Here is a 20,853-nt window from a genome sequence, read left to right on the forward strand (position 1 = left end):
TTTTTAAAACTGAAAGAACTGCTTACTTCTGCGAAAAGGCAACATTACCATCTGCTTTCGATTGCCCGCTTTGAGGGATAATTTGCATTCCGTCGCGAAGTTTAATCAAGCCATCAACAACATATTGCTGTCCTGGATTTACTCCACCTTTCACAATAAAATGATTGTCCATAGTATTGGCGATTATCACCTCTTTTGATTCTACTTTGTTTTCTTTACCCACCAGGTAAACGAATTTTTTACCTTGTAATTCGAAAGTTGCTTTTTGCGGAAGCAAAACAATATCATTCATATCAGATGGCATTTTTACTTTTCCACTAATCCCACTTCTTAGTAAGTTGTTAGGGTTAGGGAAGATGGCTCTGTAGCTGATACTTCCGGTTCTAGGGTTTACCATCCCGTTTATTGTTTCAATTTTCCCTTTGAAATCGTACAATGAACCATCGGCTAGTACAAGCTCAACTTCAGGCATTTTCTTGATTTTCTCATTTGCAGTATTACCATTTAATTGACGATTAAATTGTAATAATTGCTTTTCATTCAATGTGAAATAGGCATGTACATTTTTAATGTTTGAAACTGTGGTTAAAGGTTTTGCTTCAGTACGTCCAACCAAACTTCCTACTTTGTAAGGTAAGCTACCAACAATCCCTTCTACAGGACTTTTAATCATTGTATATTCAAGGTTCTCTCTGGTATTTTGATATTGAGCTTCTGCGGCAGCTAACTGTGCTTTTGCAGCATTCAAGTTACTTGTGGCTGTTTTAAGCTGAATTGAGCTAATGATGTTTTTTTCAACGAGAGGAGTAATTTTGTCAACTTCCACCTGTGCTGAAAATACTTGAGCTTCGGCTACCTTAATATTTGCCTTGGCAGCTTTAACCTGCTGGCTTAAGGTTTCTGCGCTAAGTTTAAAAAGCAATTGACCTTTTGTTACCTGATCACCTTCGTCAATATATATTTCATCGATAAATCCATCTACTTTAGGTCGAATTTCGATATTTTGTACCCCCTCAATATTGGCTGCGTATTCAGTATATGTTGTCACATCTGATTTCTCTGCAGTTTTAACAGGAAAAGGCATTGGGCCATGTCCCGCTTGAGGTTGATTTCCTTTTTTGCATGACGTAAATCCTAGTAGGAGGATTATAATACCAGCGAATAAATAATTTTTTTTCATTTGATATTCTTTTAGTTCTAATGGTTCGGATAGAAACGAACTATAGGGATGTTGATTTTTATGCTTTATTCTAAATACTAATTAATGTTGGTTCTGTAGGTTCGGATGGAAGCGAACTGTTAGGGTGTTAAGTTTAATAAATATATTAATGTCAAAATTTATTTAGTAAAATGATCAAAACGAGAACATTTGGCCTCAATATCTTTGTGAAGTTGTTCTAACAGGTTGATAGTGTTTGTTAAAAAACCTAAATAAGGCATATCATGATCGATGGTGTACTTTTTGTCATTAGACAGCTCATTTGCCAGTTTTTTGTATTCTCGAACTTGAATTAATAATTTCTGTTCGGTTCTATACATTTTAATGCTCTCATTAATTCTGGTCAAGAAACCTACAGGGTTTAATGTAAAATATTTTTTTCTATCACCAGGTTTTGTGTGATAGGTGATAATTTCATTTTTCTGAAGAGTTTTCAAATTTGTAGAAACTGTGCTTTTACTAGCACCAATGAAATTCACCAATTCCTCAAAAGTAGAACCGTTTTCCTTATTAATAAGGAGTGTCGCAAAGATTCGTGCTGCTATAGGAGCAAGTTTTTCTTGCTTCTCCATAAATAGTCCATAGCTTTCGACTAATACTTTCTTCTTGTGTTCTAAATCTTCCTGATTCTTCATTTTATTTACTTTAACGCTGCAAATATAGCTTTAGTTCGGATTGATCCGAACTAAAAAATGTTAAAAAACTTAAAAGAATATTTAGTTATGGTTTTCTAAGTTTTGAAAATGATTGTTATTGGCACTATTTTTTTAGATGTTCATTTATTAATTCCATAAAAGTTAGCCTGTAGATTTGTCCGATTGGCACCTTCTGATTACTAATTTCAATTTGATTTCCTTCTATTGCATTGATTTGGTTTAGAGCTATAATAAAGGATTTATGAACACGAGGAAATTGCTTTTTAGGGAGTAATTCCTCCATTCTTTTAATTGTTAGTTTACTTACAATACTCTTATCCTTGAGATGTATTTTAATGTAATCTCCTAAACCTTCTATATAAATAATATCATCAAAATTTAATTTGATTGTTTTTTTATCTGCCTTGATAAATATAAACTCTTCCTGCTTGTTTGTATTTGGAGTCGAAGAAATGTTGGTTTGTTCTGTTTTTGACTTTAATTTTTCTTCAATTTTAGAAACAGCTTTTAAAAACCTTGGAAAGGGAATGGGTTTGTGTAGGTAGTCAATTACATCTAAATCGAAAGCTTCTACAGCATATTCTCTATAAGCAGTAGTTATCACTACAGCAGGTGGATGTCTTAAATTTTCAAGGAAATTCAAGCCTGTCACTTTTGGCATATTGATATCCAGAAACATTGCATCGATATTTTGTTCGTTTAATACCTGCATGGCTTCCAGAGCATTTTTACAAGACTTTACAAGCTCCAGATGAGGAATATCAGAAATAAACTTCTCTAAAACTTTTCTTGCGTGTACCTCATCATCTACAACTATACATTTAATGTTCATATTCCTTGTTTAAAGTGATACAGACTAATGTTTGATATTGAGTCTCGTTTTCCGTTATTATAAAGCTGTGATTTTTAGGATATAATAAATTTAACCTCTTTTTTACATTTTGAATTCCCAGTCCACCAGGTTTTTCATTTTTAGGCTGATTAGGATCTATAGGGTTTACAATTTTCAGTTCTATTTTATCTGAATAAAAATGCAAATCTATATTGATTTCCGATTTTCCGGATTCACTATGAATTCCATGTTTGAAAGTATTTTCAATGAGCGGAATAAATAGGAGTGGAGGAAGCTTATAGTTCTGATCCTCTCCTGAAATATTAAGGTTGATATTGGCGGTGTCCTCAACACGCAGAGATTCTAGTTCGATATAATTGTTTATAAATTGCACCTCTTTTTCGAGTTTTACCTTTTCATCTTTACACTCATATAGCATGTAGCTGATTAATTGACTCAGCTTTAGAATCATCTCCGGAGTTTTTACAGAATCGTACAAACTCATCGAGTAGATATTGTTTAAGGTATTGAAAAGAAAGTGCGGATTAACTTGTTCCTTAAGTAAGTTCAATTCTGCCTCGAGTTGCTCCTGTGCTTTGGCTGTAAATTTGAGATTTTCATCTTTTAACGCGATCCACTCTTTTACAAAATGGAATAGAGTGGTGGATAAAGTAAAAATATTTAATTTAAAGAAACTAAACAGAATTAATCGCTCAGGATGCTCATAAGCCATCTTTTTGAAATGGACTTCAGGGAACAGATAGAATGTTATACTTAGAAATGAAATCATTACAATTTCACTGATTACAATTAGTAAGATGTATTTTAAGTAATTTCCTTTATTCCAGTATTTGGGAATCAGAAATCTAAGGTTGAAGTAGACAAAAATTACAATTGAAAGTAATTGGAAACTTCCAAATATAATTTCATTTGGTACACGTGATGGTTCCATATCAACAAAGCGCCCTAATTCCAAGAGAACAAATACTGTCCAGAAGGATAGGTGTTGTACCAATCGAATGGAGAAAAAACGGTATAATCTGTCCTTAATATTCATTTTTTATCAAATTTTAATCTAAGGAATAAATAAAAATCCTTGCCTGCATAAAATATCGACAAACTCTGTCTGTTCGTCGGCAAACCTACACAAAATTAAAGTTAACCAATAGAATCTGCACTTTGGTATTGATTAACGATGATTCTTTTTTGTTGATCGATAAAACTTAATAGACAAATAGTTAGTGCTTAATATTGTTTTGAACTTTTAAACGAAATCCGTCATGTTAAAAAGAAAAAGTATCCTTTGGGGCATAGCAGTTATTATAGCTTGTGTTGCACTAAGTGTTTTATTTGCAGGGATGAAAAAAGCTCCTAAAGAAAAAGAAGCTGTAAAAAAAGAAATTGTTCTTCCTGTTCTGGAAGTCAGAAATAGCGAATTGGATCTTCATCTTTCAGTTGTAGGTAAGCTAGAAGCTTATTCAAAAATGGAAGTGTATGCCGAAGTAAGTGGAATATTGGAAAATTCCCAAAAAGCATTTTTAGAAGGAATTCGATTTCAACAAGGTGAAGCATTGTTATCTATAAATAAGGATAAATTCGAAGCAGAAGTGTTCTCGAATCGAAGCAGCTTTATGAATAAGATTGCGAATATCCTTCCTGATCTAAAGTATGATTACCCTGATAGTTATTCGGTCTGGGAAAAATATTTAAAAGATTTCGATGTTGAAAAATTCATTAGTCCAATTCCTGAACCGCTTAACGAAAAAGAGAAATATTATCTGGCAGGAAAGAGTGTTTATACTGATTATTACAATTTGAAAAGTCAGGAAGAACAGTTGAGAAAATATACCATTAAAGCACCCTTTAATGGAGAGGTTATTGAATCGAATATCAAACCAGGAACTTTGGTCATGTCAGGCCAAAAGCTTGGAGAATATGTAAATACGAATGTATTTGATTTGGTTGTAGGTGTTGACTTGAATAACCTGCATGGTATTGAAGCAGGAAATGAAGTGAGACTTTACTCGAATGCTACCGGCCAAAAATGGAATGGTAAGGTAAGACGTATTAGCAACAAAATAGATGACAAGACCCAAATGGTAAACGTGTACATATCGGTATCAGGAAAAGGATTAAAAGAATCGATGTTTCTAAATGCAGATATTTCCTTGTCTCACAATGTGAACGGGATTGAAATTCCTAGAAAATTACTTGCCGATTCGGAACATGTATTCATTGTGAATGATAAAAAAATCCACCTTCAGCAAATTAATGTCATTCAAAGAAAAGAGAATACAGTAATCATCGAAGGATTACCAAACGGAAGTTTATTGTCTTTAAAAACATCTGCCATCCACGAGGGATTAACAGTAGTTCCTGTTAAGAATATGCAATAATAATCACTAACGGTTAAGCTAAATTAAGTATGAAATCATTGGTACAATACTTTATCAAATATCCCTTTGCTGGTAATTTGCTAGCAGGAGTATTTATCTTGCTAGGAATTTTTGGATTATTCTCCTTAAATTCTTCGGTAATGCCACAAATCGATCCTGGAATGTTAACCGTAACGGCATCTTATCCTGGAGCATCGCCAGAAGAAGTTGAAAAAGGAGTTACACTGAAAATTGAGGATAACATCAAGGGAATTAGTGGAATTGAAAAAATTACCTCTTCATCAAAAGAAAATTTCTGTACGGTAACAATTGACCTGGAAACTGGTTATGATGCGAATATTGCTTTGCAGGATGTTAAAAATGCGGTGGATGGCATTAGCTCATTTCCAGTAGGAGTAGAGAATATAAGTACAGAGAAGAGAGAGTTTACGGTTTTAGCCGCTTCTATGGCATTAAATGGAGATTTGGATTTACGTGATCTGAAAAGATATGCCAGATTGATTGAAAATGATCTTCGTGCCATTAACGGAATTTCAAAAGTTGCTTTGTCAGGTTTTCCTAACGAAGAGATAGAAATCAGTGTAAACGAAGATGCATTAAAGGCATACAATATTAGTATAAACGAGATTTATTCGGCGGTTGGAAATGCTAATATTGAGCTGACAGGAGGAACCATTCGAGGCGAAGACGAGGAGTTGAGAATTCGAGTAAGAGAGAAGGAATATTATGCTGAAGGATTTAATGATATTGTATTGCGATCGCAAGCGGAAGGCGGAACGGTTTACTTGAGTGATGTTGCTAAAATTATAGATCGTTGGGCAGAAGATCCTAACCGAACCTATGTGAATGGTCATTCGGCTATAAAAATATCTATAACTCAAACTTCCCGTGAAGATATTCTATACATTTCCGAAACCATCGATAAGTACATCAAGGATTTTAACAAATCTCATGAAACGGTGAGTTTGGAGTTATTGTACGATAATTCAGTATCTATAAAAGTAATGCAGGATATTTTGGCTAACAATGGAATCATTGGCTTTCTACTTGTTTTGTTGTTCTTGTCATTGTTTTTAAATCATCGTTTATCGTTTTGGGTGGCTTTGGGAATTCCTATCTCATTTATGGGAATGTTTATGGTCGCGGGAATGTATGGCTTAACACTAAATCGCTTATCCTTATTTGGGATGATTATTGTTATCGGTATCCTGGTTGATGATGGAATTGTAATTTGTGAAAACATATATCAGCATTACGAAAAAGGAAAATCTGCTTTGCAAGCTGGTATTGATGGAACAATGGAGGTATTACCAGCTATTTTTTCGGCTGTACTGACTACAATTGTGGCTTTTGTTTCCTTCTTTTTTATCGATAGTGTAATAGGTGAGTTCTTTAGAGATTTAGCTTTTGTAGTAATTTTTGCACTGATATTTTCTTTAGTTGAAGCGTTCTTTATTCTACCTGCACATGCGGTTCATTCCAAGGCTTTGAAAAGGGATAAGAAAGAATCTAAAATTGAGAAAATATCAACTTCTGCCATTAGAAAGTTGCGCAAATATACTTTCGAACCATTACTAAATTTTAGTCTTGAAAATAAGCTGGTAACCATAGGACTTACTATTGGTCTTTTCTTTGTTACCATTGGCGGACTGCTAGGTGGAATTATCAGAACCGGAGATAGTTCGGTAGATAATACTAACTATGCTACAGTTAAGCTGGATATGCCGGCAGGTACTCCTGAATCGGAAACCATGTATTACATATCGAAAATAGAGGATTTGGCCATTCAGTTAGGAGAGAAATGGAAAGAGAAAAGTGAAACGGGAGATCCAATAATAACTTATACGTCTATTGATATTAGTTCTTCCAACAATGCCGAATTGACCATTTACCTGTTAAGTACTGAACACAGGGATTTCCTATCTTCTGAGTTTAATGAAGAGCTGAAACAAATGGTTGGTGAGATACCCCAGGCGGAAAGATTGAATTTTGTGCAGGAGAATCGTTTTGGAAAAGCAGTTAAAGTATCCTTACAGAGTAGTAATCTGGATGATTTGTATGCAGCAAAAAATGAATTTAAGACAAGCTTAAATAAACTGGAAGGCCTAACCAATGTGATGGATAATGACCAGTTGGGAATGCGCGAAATAAAACTGACCTTAAAGGAGAGTGCTTATAAGCTGGGATTAAATTTAAGCGAAATTACAAGTCAGGTTCGTTCTGGATTTTACGGTAAAGAGGTTCAAAGATTACAGAGAGGAATTGATGAAATTCGCGTTTGGGTTCGTTATGCAAAAGAGGAAAGGTCTTCAATTGGAAATCTGGAAAATATGCGAATCAGAACCAGTAATGGAGGAGAATACTATCTTAAAGATATTGCCTATATCGAATTCGAGAGAAATCTGGTTCAAGTAAATCACCTGGGTGGACAGCGAGAAATAACCATAGAGGCTGATGCAGCCAGTACAAAGGTGAACATGACCGAAATCAATGATGAAATTGACGAGGTGATTCTTCCTGAATTGATGAAAAAATATCAGGGACTAAGAATTCGATATGGCGGTCATGCCGAAGAATTAGGTAAGGCAAAAGATTCTGGAATCATGATTGCGCCGGTAATCCTGATATTGTTGTTTTCAATCGTGATTTTCACTTTCAGATCATACATACAAACCATGTTGGTGTTTATTTTAATTCCATTTGGATTTATTGGTGTGGGATGGGGACACTGGTTGCATGGAGTAGCTTTAGATATGCCTTCTTATTTGGGAATGGTAGCACTTATGGGAGTTATGGTGAATGATTCTATTGTTCTGATCAGCACATTTAATGAAAAACTTAAATCAGGAGCAGAATTTATGTTGGCTCTAAAAGAGACTGCTTTGTCACGATTCAGACCAATTATACTTACTTCATTAACCACTATAGTTGGCATTGCTCCTTTGATAGCATCCAATCAACCAGAAGCAAAAATGGTAATTCCGATGGCAATATCGATGGCATATGGATTGATGGCCGCGACTTTTTTAAATCTGATTGTATTGCCAGTTCTATTAATTGTGGTGAATTCAAGTAAGCGTTATTTTAAATTGTTAACTAAAGGAGAGTTACCATCTCGTGAAAGTGTTGAGCCAGCCAATAAAGTGCTAGTTGTGTAGTAGAATATCAAAAAAATAAAAAAGATGTATAAACAATTCATATTTATCGCATTAATAGTATTAAGCAGAGTTTCCCTGCTTAATGCTCAGGAAGCATTGACGCTTGAGTCTGCTATACAAATTGCTTTAAGTAATAATTACGATATAAAGGTGGCTAAAAATGGTTCTGAAATTGCCAAGAATAATGCTACAAAAGGTAATGCCGGCTTACTGCCTTCTTTAAATGCAAGTGGGGGAGTAAATTACTCGGAACACAATGAAGATGAGATCTACTCATCAGGAGCTTTGAATTTCTCATATACCTTATTTAATGGTTTGGGAGCAAGACACACTTATCAAATTTTGAATCTGCGAAAGCAACAAGGGGAATTGACTGCACGCTTTAATATTGAGAATACAATTGCAAATGTAATTTCTGGTTTCTATCAGTTAAGTAAAGCCTATGATGAATTGGATGTGGCCTCTGAAAATTTACAGATATCCAAAGAGCGATTGCTACGAAACGAATCAAAATATGAATTTGGAAATATTAATAAACTGGAAGTTTTAAACGCAAAGGTAGATTTTAACCGTGATAGTAGTGTGTACTTGAAGTCACAGCAAAGCTATGAGGAAGCAATTAGAGAGATGAATGTTTTATTGGGGCGAAGTGCAGAAAGTAAAATGCAGTTGATAAAGGAAAAATCTAATTTTCAGGAATTTAATATGATGGAATTGAAGCGTAAGACCTTGGAAGAAAATGCGGAATATCTACTAAAAACAAGTGAATTGCGAGAAGATGAGATTGCCGTAAAGAAGGCAAAGTCAGGGCAATTACCATCACTAAGCTTAAAATCCTCATACTCTTATTATGAAAATGAAATAATGGGAACAAATTCGCATACTCAATTAACCGGGGGATTGACTTTGAGTTTCAATATTTTCGATGGAAAGAGGAAAAAAACGGAGATTGCGAATGCTAAAATTCAAAAGCAAATTACTGAATTTGAGTTACAGGATAAAAAATTGAATTTGGAAAAAGACCTGGTAAATGCCTATGCTGATTACCAATACAACCTTAAAGTTTTGGCTTTGGAAGAAGATGCATTGAATGCAGCAAGTTTAAATTTTGAACAGACCAAGGAATATTATCAATTGGGGCAAGTAACATCAACAAGCTTTCGCGAGGCACAGCTAAATTTAGTAGAAGCTAAAAATAATAAGGCAGCTGCGGGCTATAATGCAAAGCTGTCTGAATTAAATATTAAAATAGTAAGTGGCGTGTTGCTGGAGCAATAGAATAGGATTTAATTCAGGAGAAATATATGGATCGAAAGCAAAGGAAAATCGTTATACTTCTTTTTACTCTTCTTATTTCCTCATCAATACATGCACAAATGGAAAAAGAATTGGCGGGCGTCGATTTTGTAAGGCTTGGAAGTAATAATTCAGCCAATAGTGTAAGGTTTGATAGGTTTAGTATCAGGTTTGCCATGCCTTTTAGGTTGAAGAAAGAAGGAAGCTTGTTGATAAGTAAGTTTGAATACGCTCAAACAAATATCGATTATCCATTTGCAGATGCAAATTTAAATGAGTTAGAGCGTTTTCACACAATATCCTATTCGATAGGATATATGAGGAAATTAAAAAACAATTGGGCCCTGATGGCGATGGTCTCCCCGAAGATTTCATCGAATTTAACTTCTTCAGTTCAATGGAAAGATGTTCGATTAATGGGGATGTTAATGTTTATAAAAAAAGTAAATCCCAATATGAATCTTCAAATTGGAGCCATGTATTCTGAGACGACAGGAATACCAGCACCTTTACCCATGTTTAGTTTCATGTGGAAATACAAGGAAAAATGGTCATTTAACTTAGGTTTCCCAAGATTTCAAATCAAATACAAAGTGGCAAAGAATACAGAGATTGGAACCAATTTAACAATGGTAGGAGACAACTATACACTAAGCAAAACATTATACAATGAAGAAAAGAAAATGGATAATGTTCGAATCATGAACATGGGAGGTGGTTTGCAACTAAATCAAAAGCTTTATAAGATGATAAATCTTAAGCTAAGTTCTGGATTTACCTTTAACAGGCGATTTGAATTTCTGGATGATAGAGATAGAATTATGAAATTCGATTTAGATAATGACTGGTTCATGAAACTTGGTGTTTCCATTGGGCTGTAATAATCAGTTTATAGAAATTACGAATCGGAAATGATGCTGCTATGATTTGTAAAATTAGAATTGGTGAGTCGAAGTTTTTGTAGTGGGGAACCTCGACTGGCCCGTCTTTCCTGGCTGGAAAGACGGGTTTTTTATGCATTCTGTTTTAAACTGCTTTTAAATCCTAATCAAATGATTAATTTTACTCGACTATTAATCAAAATGACATAAATGCCACTAAATGCCAAAAATAGTCCCGAATATTTTATTTGGGAAACTCACGGAATTCACGTTGGAACAGGAAATGATCATGTGAAGCATGGTGTAGATGAACTGGATAAGATTATTGAATTGGCCATTAAAAATGGACATCCCAACATTACATTTATTATTCATACGCCTCGACTAACTAGGTATAGGTATGAGGCAGAAAAAAGATTGGATGTAAAATTCATTCGGGGAGATAAAGCATATTTCAACTATCCAAATCAAATTGAGGAGTTCAAAAGAAAGTATAGTGATAAGATCAACATTCGCTATGGAATTGAATTGGAATGGTTAGGACCGGATTTGGGAATGCAATGGAACAGATCTAAAATTTTTCAGGCACAAGATGCTGATTTTGTGATTGGTTCTTTGCACTTTTCCCGAGAAGGAATACCCTACGACGGATCAAAGGAAGAGACCAATAAGCTTATAAAGATAAGAGGAGGAGTTGAGAATTATTGGTTAGGATATATCGAGGAGTTGATTGAGATGATTGATACAAGTTGGGAGATGATTCAAATTGTTGGTCACCTAGATTTGCCTAAGTTGTATGCGCCTATTCCAAAACCATTGTTGGAACTTGAAACTTCAGATCATATTCTTGCGAGAAGAATGCGCTTTCTTTTAGAGATGATTAGTGAATACAATCTGGCACTTGATGTGAATTTGGCTGGAATCAATAAAGGTTGTGGAATTTATCCTGATATGTACATTTTAAATAGAGCAAAGCAACTGGATATTCCTATTTCTTTAGGTACAGATACTCATACTACACAAAATTTGGGTAATCACTATCAAACCGGAATTGAATATGCATATGATGCAGGGTACAAACATTACGTAAGTTTTTCCAAATCGATACCCGAGAAAAGACCTTTGAGAAATTCGGGATATAAAGAGGAGCAATATAAAGTAATGAATCTGGGAATTGAGATGTTAAACCTAAGATTCGAAGATCGTAAGCAAAGAAGAATTCCTAAATTCTCTTTTGGTGGAGAATATCGAACTTTTCTTGAACATCATAAGAATGCTACCTCATTAGGAGATTTCGAAGCTATTCGCATAAGAAAAGGTGATAAATCGATTACAATTAGCAACTCTTTACCTGAGAATACAAATCAAAAAATAAAAGGATTGTATTCCCACCATGAGGATAATCCAGGTGTGCTTTCAATGATTTTTAATGCATTGGCTTCTGAAGAAATTAATGTGGAAACGGCTTATTTAAATTCCAATAACGATGGAACCGCAACAGCATTTTTAACATTATCAGGAAAAGAGAAAGCTATTAATGAAGCAGTGGAATTTGTAAAAGGAACGGGAGGAGATAACTTTTTCGAAATTCATGTATGCGATAAGTTTGATATTCCAGAGCTTCAAAAAGGAAAGAATTACCTGTTGGAAGTGGATGGTGTTAATTTGCCAATTGCTATTAGTGAGCAGATGATATTATCGATTCATAACAATTCTTCCGGTATTTTATTGATTTTATTATCTGCATTGGCATCTAGAAATATAAATGTAAAAGATTTAAAATTAGGACAAAGAGGCAATAAAGGATATGCAATTTTGGGTATTGATGGAAATTCTCAATTGGTGTCTGATGTGCTAAAGAAATTAGGCCCTCAGTTTTTTGAAACTACACATTTGCAATTAACAAGCGAAGGAATTTAAGTATTATATTTTGGAAACGATAAGCGAAAAAAGAAATCAAGTTTTACAAGAAATTATAGAATTCTATAAAATACAACCAGGTGTAAGTTCTGAAATTCTTGAGAAGCTTGAGGAGTATTTACTTTTAATGAACTCAATAACTATCGAGGCGTTAAACGATTTGGAAGAATTGTCTTCTTATCAAGTTAATCTTACAGATACAATAGATGTTTTAAATACCTTTATTAATTCTATTATAGAGGAGAGTGAGAAAATATTTCCCAATGAAGATATCGAAATATTGCCTTTAAAATATACCGACGAGATGGCATTAAATGAATTACAAGTTCTGGAATACCTTAAAAACTTGAATCAAGCTGATTTGAATCGATTCAAATTAATGGATGCTTTACATGAGTTGGATGAAAAGTTATATGACGATGAGTTTCCAGATTTGATTATGGAGCTTGTTGAAAAACTAATATTGGCAATCAATTCAGAAAGGATTGTAAAAGTGGAAGATTTAATGTAATTGTTTGATATATTTAGAAATACCTTGTTTGTTTAGTAACTTAATGGTAAGAGGTTCGTTCACTTCAAGTTCTTTAATCATTTCGAATGATTGAGATTCAAGGAATTCTGTTACATCATCCATGCTTCTCCATTCCGATAGAACAATTAATTCATTTTTCTTACGTGGAGTTTGATAGATCTTGCAAGACAATTCTCCTCCAATTTTTCGATATTCCAAAAATCGGTCAAAGGACTCTCTCCAAGAGTTAATGTTTTTTGTTGGTTGTTTTAGTAGCAGATATACCATTACTTCATGACTGTTTGTCTCAAAATTAGTTAAAATAATAAAGTGCCTAGTAATAAATTGATTATAGTCATAAAAAATAGGACGATCTTATCTTTTTTTAGTTCGAAGGTAAAATTTAATTAAACTTTTAAACTGTCGATAGAGTCTTGGTATTTAAATGAATAACGCAACAGCTTAAGTTTATCACAATTAATAATTTTCTTAACCTTCGATAAAATTCTGGCGTGCAAAACCATACATTTTACCAGCAATTTTATAGATATCTTTTCGTATTGGATGTAGTGGACAGTAAGCTTTAATCATTTCTCCAAAAATCGAATAACGATGCTTAGAAAATCATTCTCCTTAAAAAATAATTCTTCTAATTTGATAATGGTTTGCCACTGTATTTAATTGGATTTTTTATAATTTCCTCAGTAACTTCATTAATAATGTAGGTATAAAACAGAGGTGGAGCTTATAAATAATTCCATTTATATGTATTTTGAAACGCTTTATTCATTTAAAATGATCTAAAAATATCGTTGCTTTTAATTAAATTTATTTTGAATGATTAAATATATTGGGAATAGTAAGATTATGAAAGAAACTTGAATTATTTTGGTATTAAAGATATTAAAATCCTTTTAGGGTTTTTGGATTTTTCATAATAATTAAAGTGGTCAATATCTATTTATGTACTTACTGAAATTAGGAGGTTTTTTGAATAATTACCTTTATATTTGAATCGGTTTGTTGCATCTAGATTTAAGGATATGTAACAAATGAGTAAACAAATTCCGTTTTTATGTCATTACAAATTCGAGAAAATCTACAAAAATTATTTGTTCTAGGAATTAGCTATAGAAAAACGGCTCTGGATGTTAGGGGGATGTTTTCTTTATCTTCAGAAGATCAGGAAAACTTATTGAAGGAGGCAAAAGAGCATCAAATTGAAGGTATGGTAATCATATCTACTTGTAATCGTACCGAGATTTATGCACATTCTTCAGAGGTCGAAATCATCACAGATCTGTTTTTAAAATACTGCAAAGGAAATAGAAATGATTTAAATTATAACGGATACACTCTACATGGAAATGAATGTATTCGTCATTTATATAAAGTAACCGCGGGTTTAGACTCGCAAATTATTGGCGACTTTCAGATTGTTGGACAGGTTAAAAATGCCTATCAGCAGTCAGAACAAATGGGAATGGTTAATTCATTTATGAATCGATTGTTTTCGTTTGTATTTCAGGCAAGCAAAAAGATAAAGAACGATACGGATATTAGCAAAGGTGCAGCTTCTGTATCTCATGCCGCAGTTCAATATATCAAGGATAAAGTTTCAACGCTTGAAACTTGTAATTTCCTTCTTTATGGAACTGGTGACATTGGAAAAGATACTTGTGGCAATTTATTAAAACATATGAATAATCGTTCGCTTACGCTTGTAAACAGAACGATAGAAAAAGCCGAATCTTTGGCAAATAAGTACGATATTCAATTTCAGTCAATCGAAAAATTAAATCAGGAAGTTGAAAAGGCAGAAGTAATTATTGTTGCAACTGGAGCAGCAAAACCAACTTTAACGCTTGATCATTTTAAAGGTGTAGAATCATGCAAATTGGTTTTGGATCTTTCGGTACCACGTAATGTTGAGACTGCTATTGATGATTTGGAAAATGTACTGGTGATTACTGTTGATGAATTATCAAAGCATATTTCAGCAGCCATGGATCATCGTAAAGCTTGTATTCCTGAAGCAGAGAAAATCATTCAAGCTTCAATAGGAGAGTTTTATGGTTGGTTAGAGGTGAAATACCTTTCTCCGGTAATTGTGGCTTTGAAAGAGAACCTTCAAAGTGTACAAAGAAAGGAGCTCGATTACCACAAAAATAAACTGTCGGAAGATGAGTTGAAAAAGGTAGAGCATATTACCAATAACATTGTGAACAAGATTGCCAGAGCATGTATCAATCACTTGAAAGATCATCATAAAAAGCAATCGAGTCCAATGGAAACACTAAATATGATTTTTAAAGATATGGATTCGTAAAGCCATTTGAGCTTTCGATAAAAAGCTGTATAAACAAGTTTTATATGGCTTTTTTATTTCCTAAAATAACAACGAAATACTATCCTAAATGTCAGCTAAGAAGAAAATAAGAGTTGCAACTCGCCCAAGTTTGCTTGCTTATACTCAAACAATGCAAACTGTTGAATTGTTGCAGAAAGCCAATCCTAATGTTGAATTTGAGGTAATCAAGTTTAGCACGCAAGGTGATAGAGTTTTGAACCGATCATTAACAGAATTTGGAAGCACAGGCTTGTTTGTAAAAGAATTGGAACATGCGCTTCTGGAGGGTGAGGCTGATATTGCCGTTCATAGTTTAAAGGATGTACCAAGCTTTCACCCTGAGGGATTAAAATTGGTTGCCTTTCCTGAACGTGAAGATGTGCGCGATGTATTCTTAAGTCGCGACGGAAGTACAATTGATCAAATGCCGGAAGGTTTTGTTTTGGGAACGGGAAGTCCTCGAAGAAGAGTTCAGTTGGCTGATTTAAGACCTGATATCAATTTTAAAGAAATCAGAGGGAATATTGATACCAGGATGCAAAAAATGATGGATGGAGAGTATGACGCTATTATTCTTGCTGCAGCTGGTATGAACCGAATGGGAAAAGAGTATAAGCAAAATCAAGCCCTTGATGTTGATCAGTGTATACCAATGATCGGTCAAGGTGCAATTGCCATTGAATGTAGAGATAATGATGAGGAAAGCATTGCCATTGTAGAAAAGGTAAATCATGAACCTACCAAGCATGCAATTTTAGCGGAACGTGCTTTTATGGCAGAAATTGAAGGAGGTTGCAAATTTCCATTGGCAGCACATGCTGTGGTGAGTGATGATCATTTGACAATGATTGCGATTGTTGGCGATTTAAAGACCAATCAGTTCATTGTTGAGCAAATAGAAGTTGCAGTAGAAGATTCTGTTGAGAAGTCGACAAAATTGGCGCAACAAATGAAAGATACTTGTAAGGCAAAAGGAATAAATTTTTATCTTTAGGAGTCTTACAGTTAAACAGAAAATAATTTCAATAAATAAAAATTACAAAATACACACACTATGAGTTTACGTCCACTTTTTCCTGATACACGAATGAGAAGATTGCGTTACAGCAAAGTTGTTCGTGATATGGTTGCAGAAACGTCACTTTCTGCTGATGATTTAATCATGCCACTTTTTGTTTGTCCGGGAGAGAAGGTTAAGAATCCGATAAAAAGTATGCCAGGTAACGACCAGTTGTCAGTTGATTTATTGGTTGAAAAGTGTGGTGAATTATTGGAATCAGGTGTTAAATCTGTGTTGTTGTTCGGTATTCCGGAAACGAAAGATGCTGATGGAACGGTTGCAACCCACGATCATGGAATTGTACAGCAGGCTACTCGAGCAATCAAGGCAAAGTATCCTGAAATGTATATTATTGCTGATATCTGTAATTGTGAATATACAACACATGGTCACTGTGGAACCATTGTAGATGGTGATGTAGATAACGATCAAACTTTGGTTACTCTTGCTGCACAAGCTGTATCATTGGCCGAGGCAGGTGTTGATATGGTAGCACCAAGTGATATGATGGATGGTCGTATAGGATACATGAGAAAAGCTTTGGATGAGAATTGTTTCGAGAAAATTCCTATCATGGCTTATTCAGCTAAATATGCTTCTGGTTTCTATGGTCCGTTTAGAGACGCTGCTGAAAGTGCTCCACAATTTGGCGATCGTTCAACTTACCAAATGGATCCTAGAAATAGTGATGAAGCAATACGTGAAGTGGAAATGGACATTGCTGAGGGAGCTGATATAGTAATGGTAAAACCAGCCTTAAGTTATTTGGACGTGATTTATCGCACAAAGCATGAATTTAATGTGCCAGTTGCAGCTTATAACGTAAGTGGAGAGTTTTCGATGGTAAAAGCAGCAGAAGCTAACGATTGGATTGATGGAAAACGTGTAATGATGGAAATCATGATGTCAATTAAAAGAGCTGGAGCTGATATTATTATTACTTACCACGCTCAGGATGTAGCAGACATTTTAAACGGGAAAGCATAAGTTACCACAAGCTAGTTACGAATCACTAACGACTAATTTCACATGAGCCTATTTTTAGATACAATTAACGGAGTTAAAAGAGAAAGACCACCGATGTGGTTTATGCGTCAAGCGGGTAGAGTATTGCCATCTTACATGAAACTTAGAGAAACCTATGGTTTTAAAGAGATGATGGAAACTCCGAATTTGGCTGCTGATGTTACCATGTTGCCAATTCACGATTTGGGAGTTGATGCTGCAATTCTATTCTCTGACATTCTTGTGATTCCTGAAGCTTTGGGAATGGAGTTAAGTTTTGAAGGGAAAGGCCCGAGTTTTGCAACCGCTTTAAAAGATGTTGCGGATCCTTTGTCATTCTTAACCGAAAAGCCTGAGAAATTGGATCATATTTATGCTGCTATCGATAGAATTCTTGAGATTAAGCCTAAGGATATTCCATTGATTGGTTTTTGTGGAGGTCCTTTAACTACGCTTTGTTACATGTATCAGGGATTTAGTAGAAATCAAAATTTCCCGGATTTTGTTCCTGCGATTTATCGCGATAAGGAATTGATGAAGAAAGTGGTGGCCAAAATCACCGAAATGAGTATTCATTATGCACTAAAGCAGGTTGAGCATGGTGTTCAGGCATTTCAGTTGTTCGAAACTCACGCAGGTTTAATTCCTGTTGAATTGTATAAGGAAGTATTCTTGCCATCGGTGAAAGCTATTTTGGGTGCAGTTCGTGAAGCCGGAGTTAAAACCATATACTTGCCTAAAGGATTAGGAACAGGTATCAATATGGTAAACCACGACTTGTGTGATTGTGTTAGCGTTGATTGGCAAATGCCATTGCACGAAGTGAGAAGTATTGTAGGTGAGGAGATGATTCTACAAGGGAACTTCGATCCGAGAATCCTGGAGTCAACACCAGAAGCAATCGATCGTGAATTTGAATACTATTTGAACTATGGTAGAAAAGATCACAAATGGATTTTCAATCTAGGCCATGGTTTATTGCCATCAATTCCTGTTGAGAATGTGGAATATCTTGTGAAGAAAGTAAAAGAATCTGACTGGGGCAGATAACCAGATAAAATAAATTGAATAGAGGTGGGATTTATATCCCACCTTTCTTTTTTATCTTCTATTGGTTTGGCAGGGTAAAATAGAAATTAGTTCCTCTGCCAACTTCTGATTTTAACCAAATTTCACCACCTAGCAACTCGACAAAAGCTTTAGAAATAGAAAGCCCTAGACCAACTCCTCCATACAAATCACTTATTGTTTCGTTGGTTTGCGTAAATCGATTAAAGATTTCATCCTGCATATTTTCAGGTATGCCAATGCCACTATCTTTCACAAAAAATTCGCAAACATCATTTTTGAGTTCAACTCCAAATTCGATAGAACCATTATCAGTGAACTTGAATGCATTGTTTAGCAAGTTTGTGATAATTTGGTTCACCTTTGTTTTATCTGTTTTGATTTTACGTCCCCTAAGGCTTTCAGGAATTTTCTTGATCAATTCAATTCCTTTTCCATCATATTTTTGGCGGTAAATGTCTTCAAGATCTTGTAATAAAGAATCCAGACAAGTATCTTCTATATTTACCTTTTGCTGATCTGTTTCAATGGCCGAAATAGTTAGTATATCAGATATAATAGATAGCAATTGATCCGAATTTTTTTGAATAATCGAAGCAAAATAATCTCTTTTCTCATCAGTTAAATCGGGCATAGTTAATAGCTCTGAAAACCCAACAACTGCATTTAAGGGAGTTCTTATTTCATGAGAGATATTCTGCAGAAAGGCTGATTTTAAGCGACTGCCTTCTTCTGCTTTTTCTTTGGCTATTTGTAGTGCCTTGTTTTGTTTTTTTAGTTTATCCTGTTGTTCTTTAATGGTCTGAATCATTTCTGAGGATTGAAACTCAAATGAAGTAACCAAGGCCAAATCTAATTCAATTACTTGCTTAAACTGTAAAAGAATTTTTTCATGAAGCACAGAAAAATGATTCTCCTTATTGTCCAGAATGCAAATTGTGCCAAAAGGTGATTTATTAGGATAGAATATTGGATAACCAAGGTAGGCAACCATTCCCAATTCAATGTCTGGATTTCGATCCCAATCTTTATCTGTTAATGCATTTGCTACTAATAATTTTTCTTTCGATTTGATTACCGTTTCGCAATACAATCCATGCCAATCTTCTTTATCGCCAACCTGATATGGATTGTTCTCGGAGTTACTGGTAATAAACACTTCCATTTCTTGATTTGCTGCCCTCATGATTAAAGCAGCCGGTATTGAGAGAGTTTCTGCCAGCAAATCGGCAATTCCTTGCCATTTGTCCAACATCCATTGTGGCATTTGTTCTGGTATTTTCATCATTCTTTTTTTCGTGCCCAATAAATTTAAGGAAATAATTTGTTTAGTGATAGTATGATTTAATGAAATATTTGCCTGATTTCTAATTTGTATTGATCAAATATCTATTGGTGAATTACCGTAAACGCTATGTGTTAGAGCTAGAATGTTACCTTCTTTATTGATTTTGCCAATAACAGCATGTAGTTGTTTCTGATCCGATCCAACATTAATACAAATCGTATTACCTATTTTTTCATACCACTTTCCTGTAAGATATGGAGATTCGTGCACATGACCGTGTAGGCTTAAGTTAGGCTTTAGTTCCAGTATCTTGTTTCGAATTGCCCTGCTGCCAATATGCTTGTTTGCATAGCACAAGTCCAGGTATTCACACAGTGGAGGGGTATGAGTAATCAAAATCTTGCATTGTGGATGAATGTGCTGCAGGTCTTCCTCAATACTCGGCTTTTTATTAAAATACTCTGGTTGTATATAAGTTTTATCTCCTGTTTTATCGGTAATGTATGAGTTGGTAATAGGAGTATGTTTATCGGTTTTCATATCTCTTAATTCGAAATCCTTTCTATGTAATGGGCCAGGCGGAACAAAAGGATATCCAGCAAGTATCATGTTATTTTCTACAGGCATTCCATTGGGCTGAATCTCGCGAATGCCATATTCATTGGGCAGTTTATTGATAAGGTGAATGGCTCCCGGCCAATCGATATTGCCGGGAATGAAAAGGGTTTTAATGCATATCTCTTTCAGAAAATCTTTAAGGTATGAGTCAATAAAATTGATCTGATCCTCTAGTTCTTGCGTATGCGCAAACAGATCCCCACCAAGAAACAGGTAGTCGATATCCCCACTGTTATCAATTAACATTTTAAGTTCTCGATAAAGTGAAGTATTTCCATGTAGATCAGATGTAAAAATAAACTTCATGATTTTTGGCTTTACAATTTAAAGGTATTGTATTTTGATCTTGAAGTCAATACACACACGGAGTGAGCTTTTCCATACATTAGGCAGATGCATGCACACTGTAACGAATGTTTTCCATACCACACGGCATTATCCCACAACCAAATCATGAAAAGGGGTTGTTTGATGAAACCGCATTATTGATGAAAAAAAACATCGAAATTAATTGATCGTTACAATTTAAACATCGAACAAATCGAATATTATTTCTTGGTTAAAATACTTGTATGATACAAAGAAAATATCCGAT

At 34.6% G+C, this 20,853-nt stretch carries 17 protein-coding genes; 10 read left to right on the forward strand and 7 right to left on the reverse strand.

All coding sequences use genetic code 11. The features are described from left to right. Nucleotides 1-22: 22 nt before the first annotated feature. From BXY64_RS16635 to BXY64_RS16650, 4 genes are all read right to left on the reverse strand, one after another. Nucleotides 23-1,180 (reverse strand): efflux RND transporter periplasmic adaptor subunit, encoded by a 1,158-nt coding sequence (locus BXY64_RS16635; RefSeq protein WP_120241116.1) that lies wholly within the window; start codon nt 1,178-1,180, stop codon nt 23-25. Nucleotides 1,181-1,338: 158 nt separating this feature from the next. Beyond that, the gene (locus BXY64_RS16640) at nt 1,339-1,854 is read right to left on the reverse strand and encodes a GbsR/MarR family transcriptional regulator (RefSeq protein WP_120241117.1); all 516 of its coding nucleotides are present in this window, start codon (nt 1,852-1,854) and stop codon (nt 1,339-1,341) included. A gap of 124 nt (nt 1,855-1,978) precedes the next feature. After that, nucleotides 1,979-2,707 (reverse strand): LytR/AlgR family response regulator transcription factor, encoded by a 729-nt coding sequence (locus tag BXY64_RS16645; protein WP_120241118.1) that lies wholly within the window; start codon nt 2,705-2,707, stop codon nt 1,979-1,981. Next, nucleotides 2,697-3,764, reverse strand: coding sequence for a sensor histidine kinase (locus BXY64_RS16650; RefSeq protein ID WP_120241119.1), 1,068 nt, complete (start codon nt 3,762-3,764; stop codon nt 2,697-2,699). The genes BXY64_RS16645 and BXY64_RS16650 overlap by 11 nt, the downstream gene beginning before the upstream one ends. Before the next feature lie 223 nt (nt 3,765-3,987). Between BXY64_RS16650 and BXY64_RS16655 the strand changes: the two genes are divergently transcribed. From BXY64_RS16655 to BXY64_RS16680, 6 genes are all read left to right on the forward strand, one after another. Then, nucleotides 3,988-5,103 (forward strand): efflux RND transporter periplasmic adaptor subunit, encoded by a 1,116-nt coding sequence (locus BXY64_RS16655; RefSeq protein WP_120241120.1) that lies wholly within the window; start codon nt 3,988-3,990, stop codon nt 5,101-5,103. 29 nt (nt 5,104-5,132) lie between these two features. After that, nucleotides 5,133-8,261, forward strand: coding sequence for an efflux RND transporter permease subunit (locus BXY64_RS16660; protein ID WP_120241121.1), 3,129 nt, complete (start codon nt 5,133-5,135; stop codon nt 8,259-8,261). Nucleotides 8,262-8,285: 24 nt separating this feature from the next. Beyond that, the gene (locus BXY64_RS16665) at nt 8,286-9,539 is read left to right on the forward strand and encodes a TolC family protein (protein WP_120241122.1); all 1,254 of its coding nucleotides are present in this window, start codon (nt 8,286-8,288) and stop codon (nt 9,537-9,539) included. A gap of 98 nt (nt 9,540-9,637) precedes the next feature. Further along, nucleotides 9,638-10,438 (forward strand): DUF6268 family outer membrane beta-barrel protein, encoded by an 801-nt coding sequence (locus BXY64_RS16670; RefSeq protein WP_120241123.1) that lies wholly within the window; start codon nt 9,638-9,640, stop codon nt 10,436-10,438. 210 nt (nt 10,439-10,648) lie between these two features. Then, nucleotides 10,649-12,358: a histidinol-phosphatase HisJ family protein gene (locus tag BXY64_RS16675; protein ID WP_120241124.1), complete on the forward strand. Its 1,710-nt coding sequence runs from the start codon at nt 10,649-10,651 to the stop codon at nt 12,356-12,358. 10 nt (nt 12,359-12,368) lie between these two features. Continuing rightward, nucleotides 12,369-12,869 carry a hypothetical protein gene (locus BXY64_RS16680; RefSeq protein WP_120241125.1) on the forward strand — a complete coding sequence of 167 codons (501 nt, stop codon included), beginning with the start codon at nt 12,369-12,371 and terminating at the stop codon, nt 12,867-12,869. Here the strand turns inward: BXY64_RS16680 and BXY64_RS16685 are convergent. Further along, entirely contained in the window at nt 12,861-13,157 is a 297-nt protein-coding gene (locus BXY64_RS16685) for an antibiotic biosynthesis monooxygenase (protein ID WP_120241126.1), read from the reverse strand. The genes BXY64_RS16680 and BXY64_RS16685 overlap by 9 nt on opposite strands. A gap of 787 nt (nt 13,158-13,944) precedes the next feature. On the opposite strand from BXY64_RS16685, the gene hemA reads away from it, so the two are divergent. The 4 genes from hemA to hemE all read left to right on the forward strand — a co-directional run bounded on the left by hemA (nt 13,945) and on the right by hemE (nt 18,334). Continuing rightward, complete coding sequence (gene hemA / locus BXY64_RS16690) at nt 13,945-15,198, forward strand: glutamyl-tRNA reductase (RefSeq protein ID WP_120241127.1); 1,254 nt, start codon at nt 13,945-13,947, stop codon at nt 15,196-15,198. 88 nt (nt 15,199-15,286) lie between these two features. After that, nucleotides 15,287-16,213 carry a hydroxymethylbilane synthase gene (gene hemC / locus BXY64_RS16695; RefSeq protein WP_120241128.1) on the forward strand — a complete coding sequence of 309 codons (927 nt, stop codon included), beginning with the start codon at nt 15,287-15,289 and terminating at the stop codon, nt 16,211-16,213. 60 nt (nt 16,214-16,273) lie between these two features. After that, nucleotides 16,274-17,266 (forward strand): porphobilinogen synthase, encoded by a 993-nt coding sequence (hemB, locus tag BXY64_RS16700; protein ID WP_120241129.1) that lies wholly within the window; start codon nt 16,274-16,276, stop codon nt 17,264-17,266. Between the two features lie 42 nt (nt 17,267-17,308). Further along, nucleotides 17,309-18,334 carry a uroporphyrinogen decarboxylase gene (gene hemE, locus BXY64_RS16705; RefSeq protein ID WP_120241130.1) on the forward strand — a complete coding sequence of 342 codons (1,026 nt, stop codon included), beginning with the start codon at nt 17,309-17,311 and terminating at the stop codon, nt 18,332-18,334. 58 nt (nt 18,335-18,392) lie between these two features. On the opposite strand, the gene BXY64_RS16710 is transcribed toward hemE, so the two are convergent. Both BXY64_RS16710 and BXY64_RS16715 read right to left on the reverse strand, forming a co-directional pair. Beyond that, nucleotides 18,393-19,637, reverse strand: coding sequence for a sensor histidine kinase (locus tag BXY64_RS16710; RefSeq protein ID WP_170150690.1), 1,245 nt, complete (start codon nt 19,635-19,637; stop codon nt 18,393-18,395). Nucleotides 19,638-19,733: 96 nt separating this feature from the next. After that, nucleotides 19,734-20,564 carry a metallophosphoesterase family protein gene (locus BXY64_RS16715; protein ID WP_120241132.1) on the reverse strand — a complete coding sequence of 277 codons (831 nt, stop codon included), beginning with the start codon at nt 20,562-20,564 and terminating at the stop codon, nt 19,734-19,736. Between the last annotated feature and the right edge of the window lie 289 nt (nt 20,565-20,853).

Source organism: Marinifilum flexuosum (genome assembly GCF_003610555.1).
GTDB lineage: Bacteria > Bacteroidota > Bacteroidia > Bacteroidales > Marinifilaceae > Marinifilum > Marinifilum flexuosum.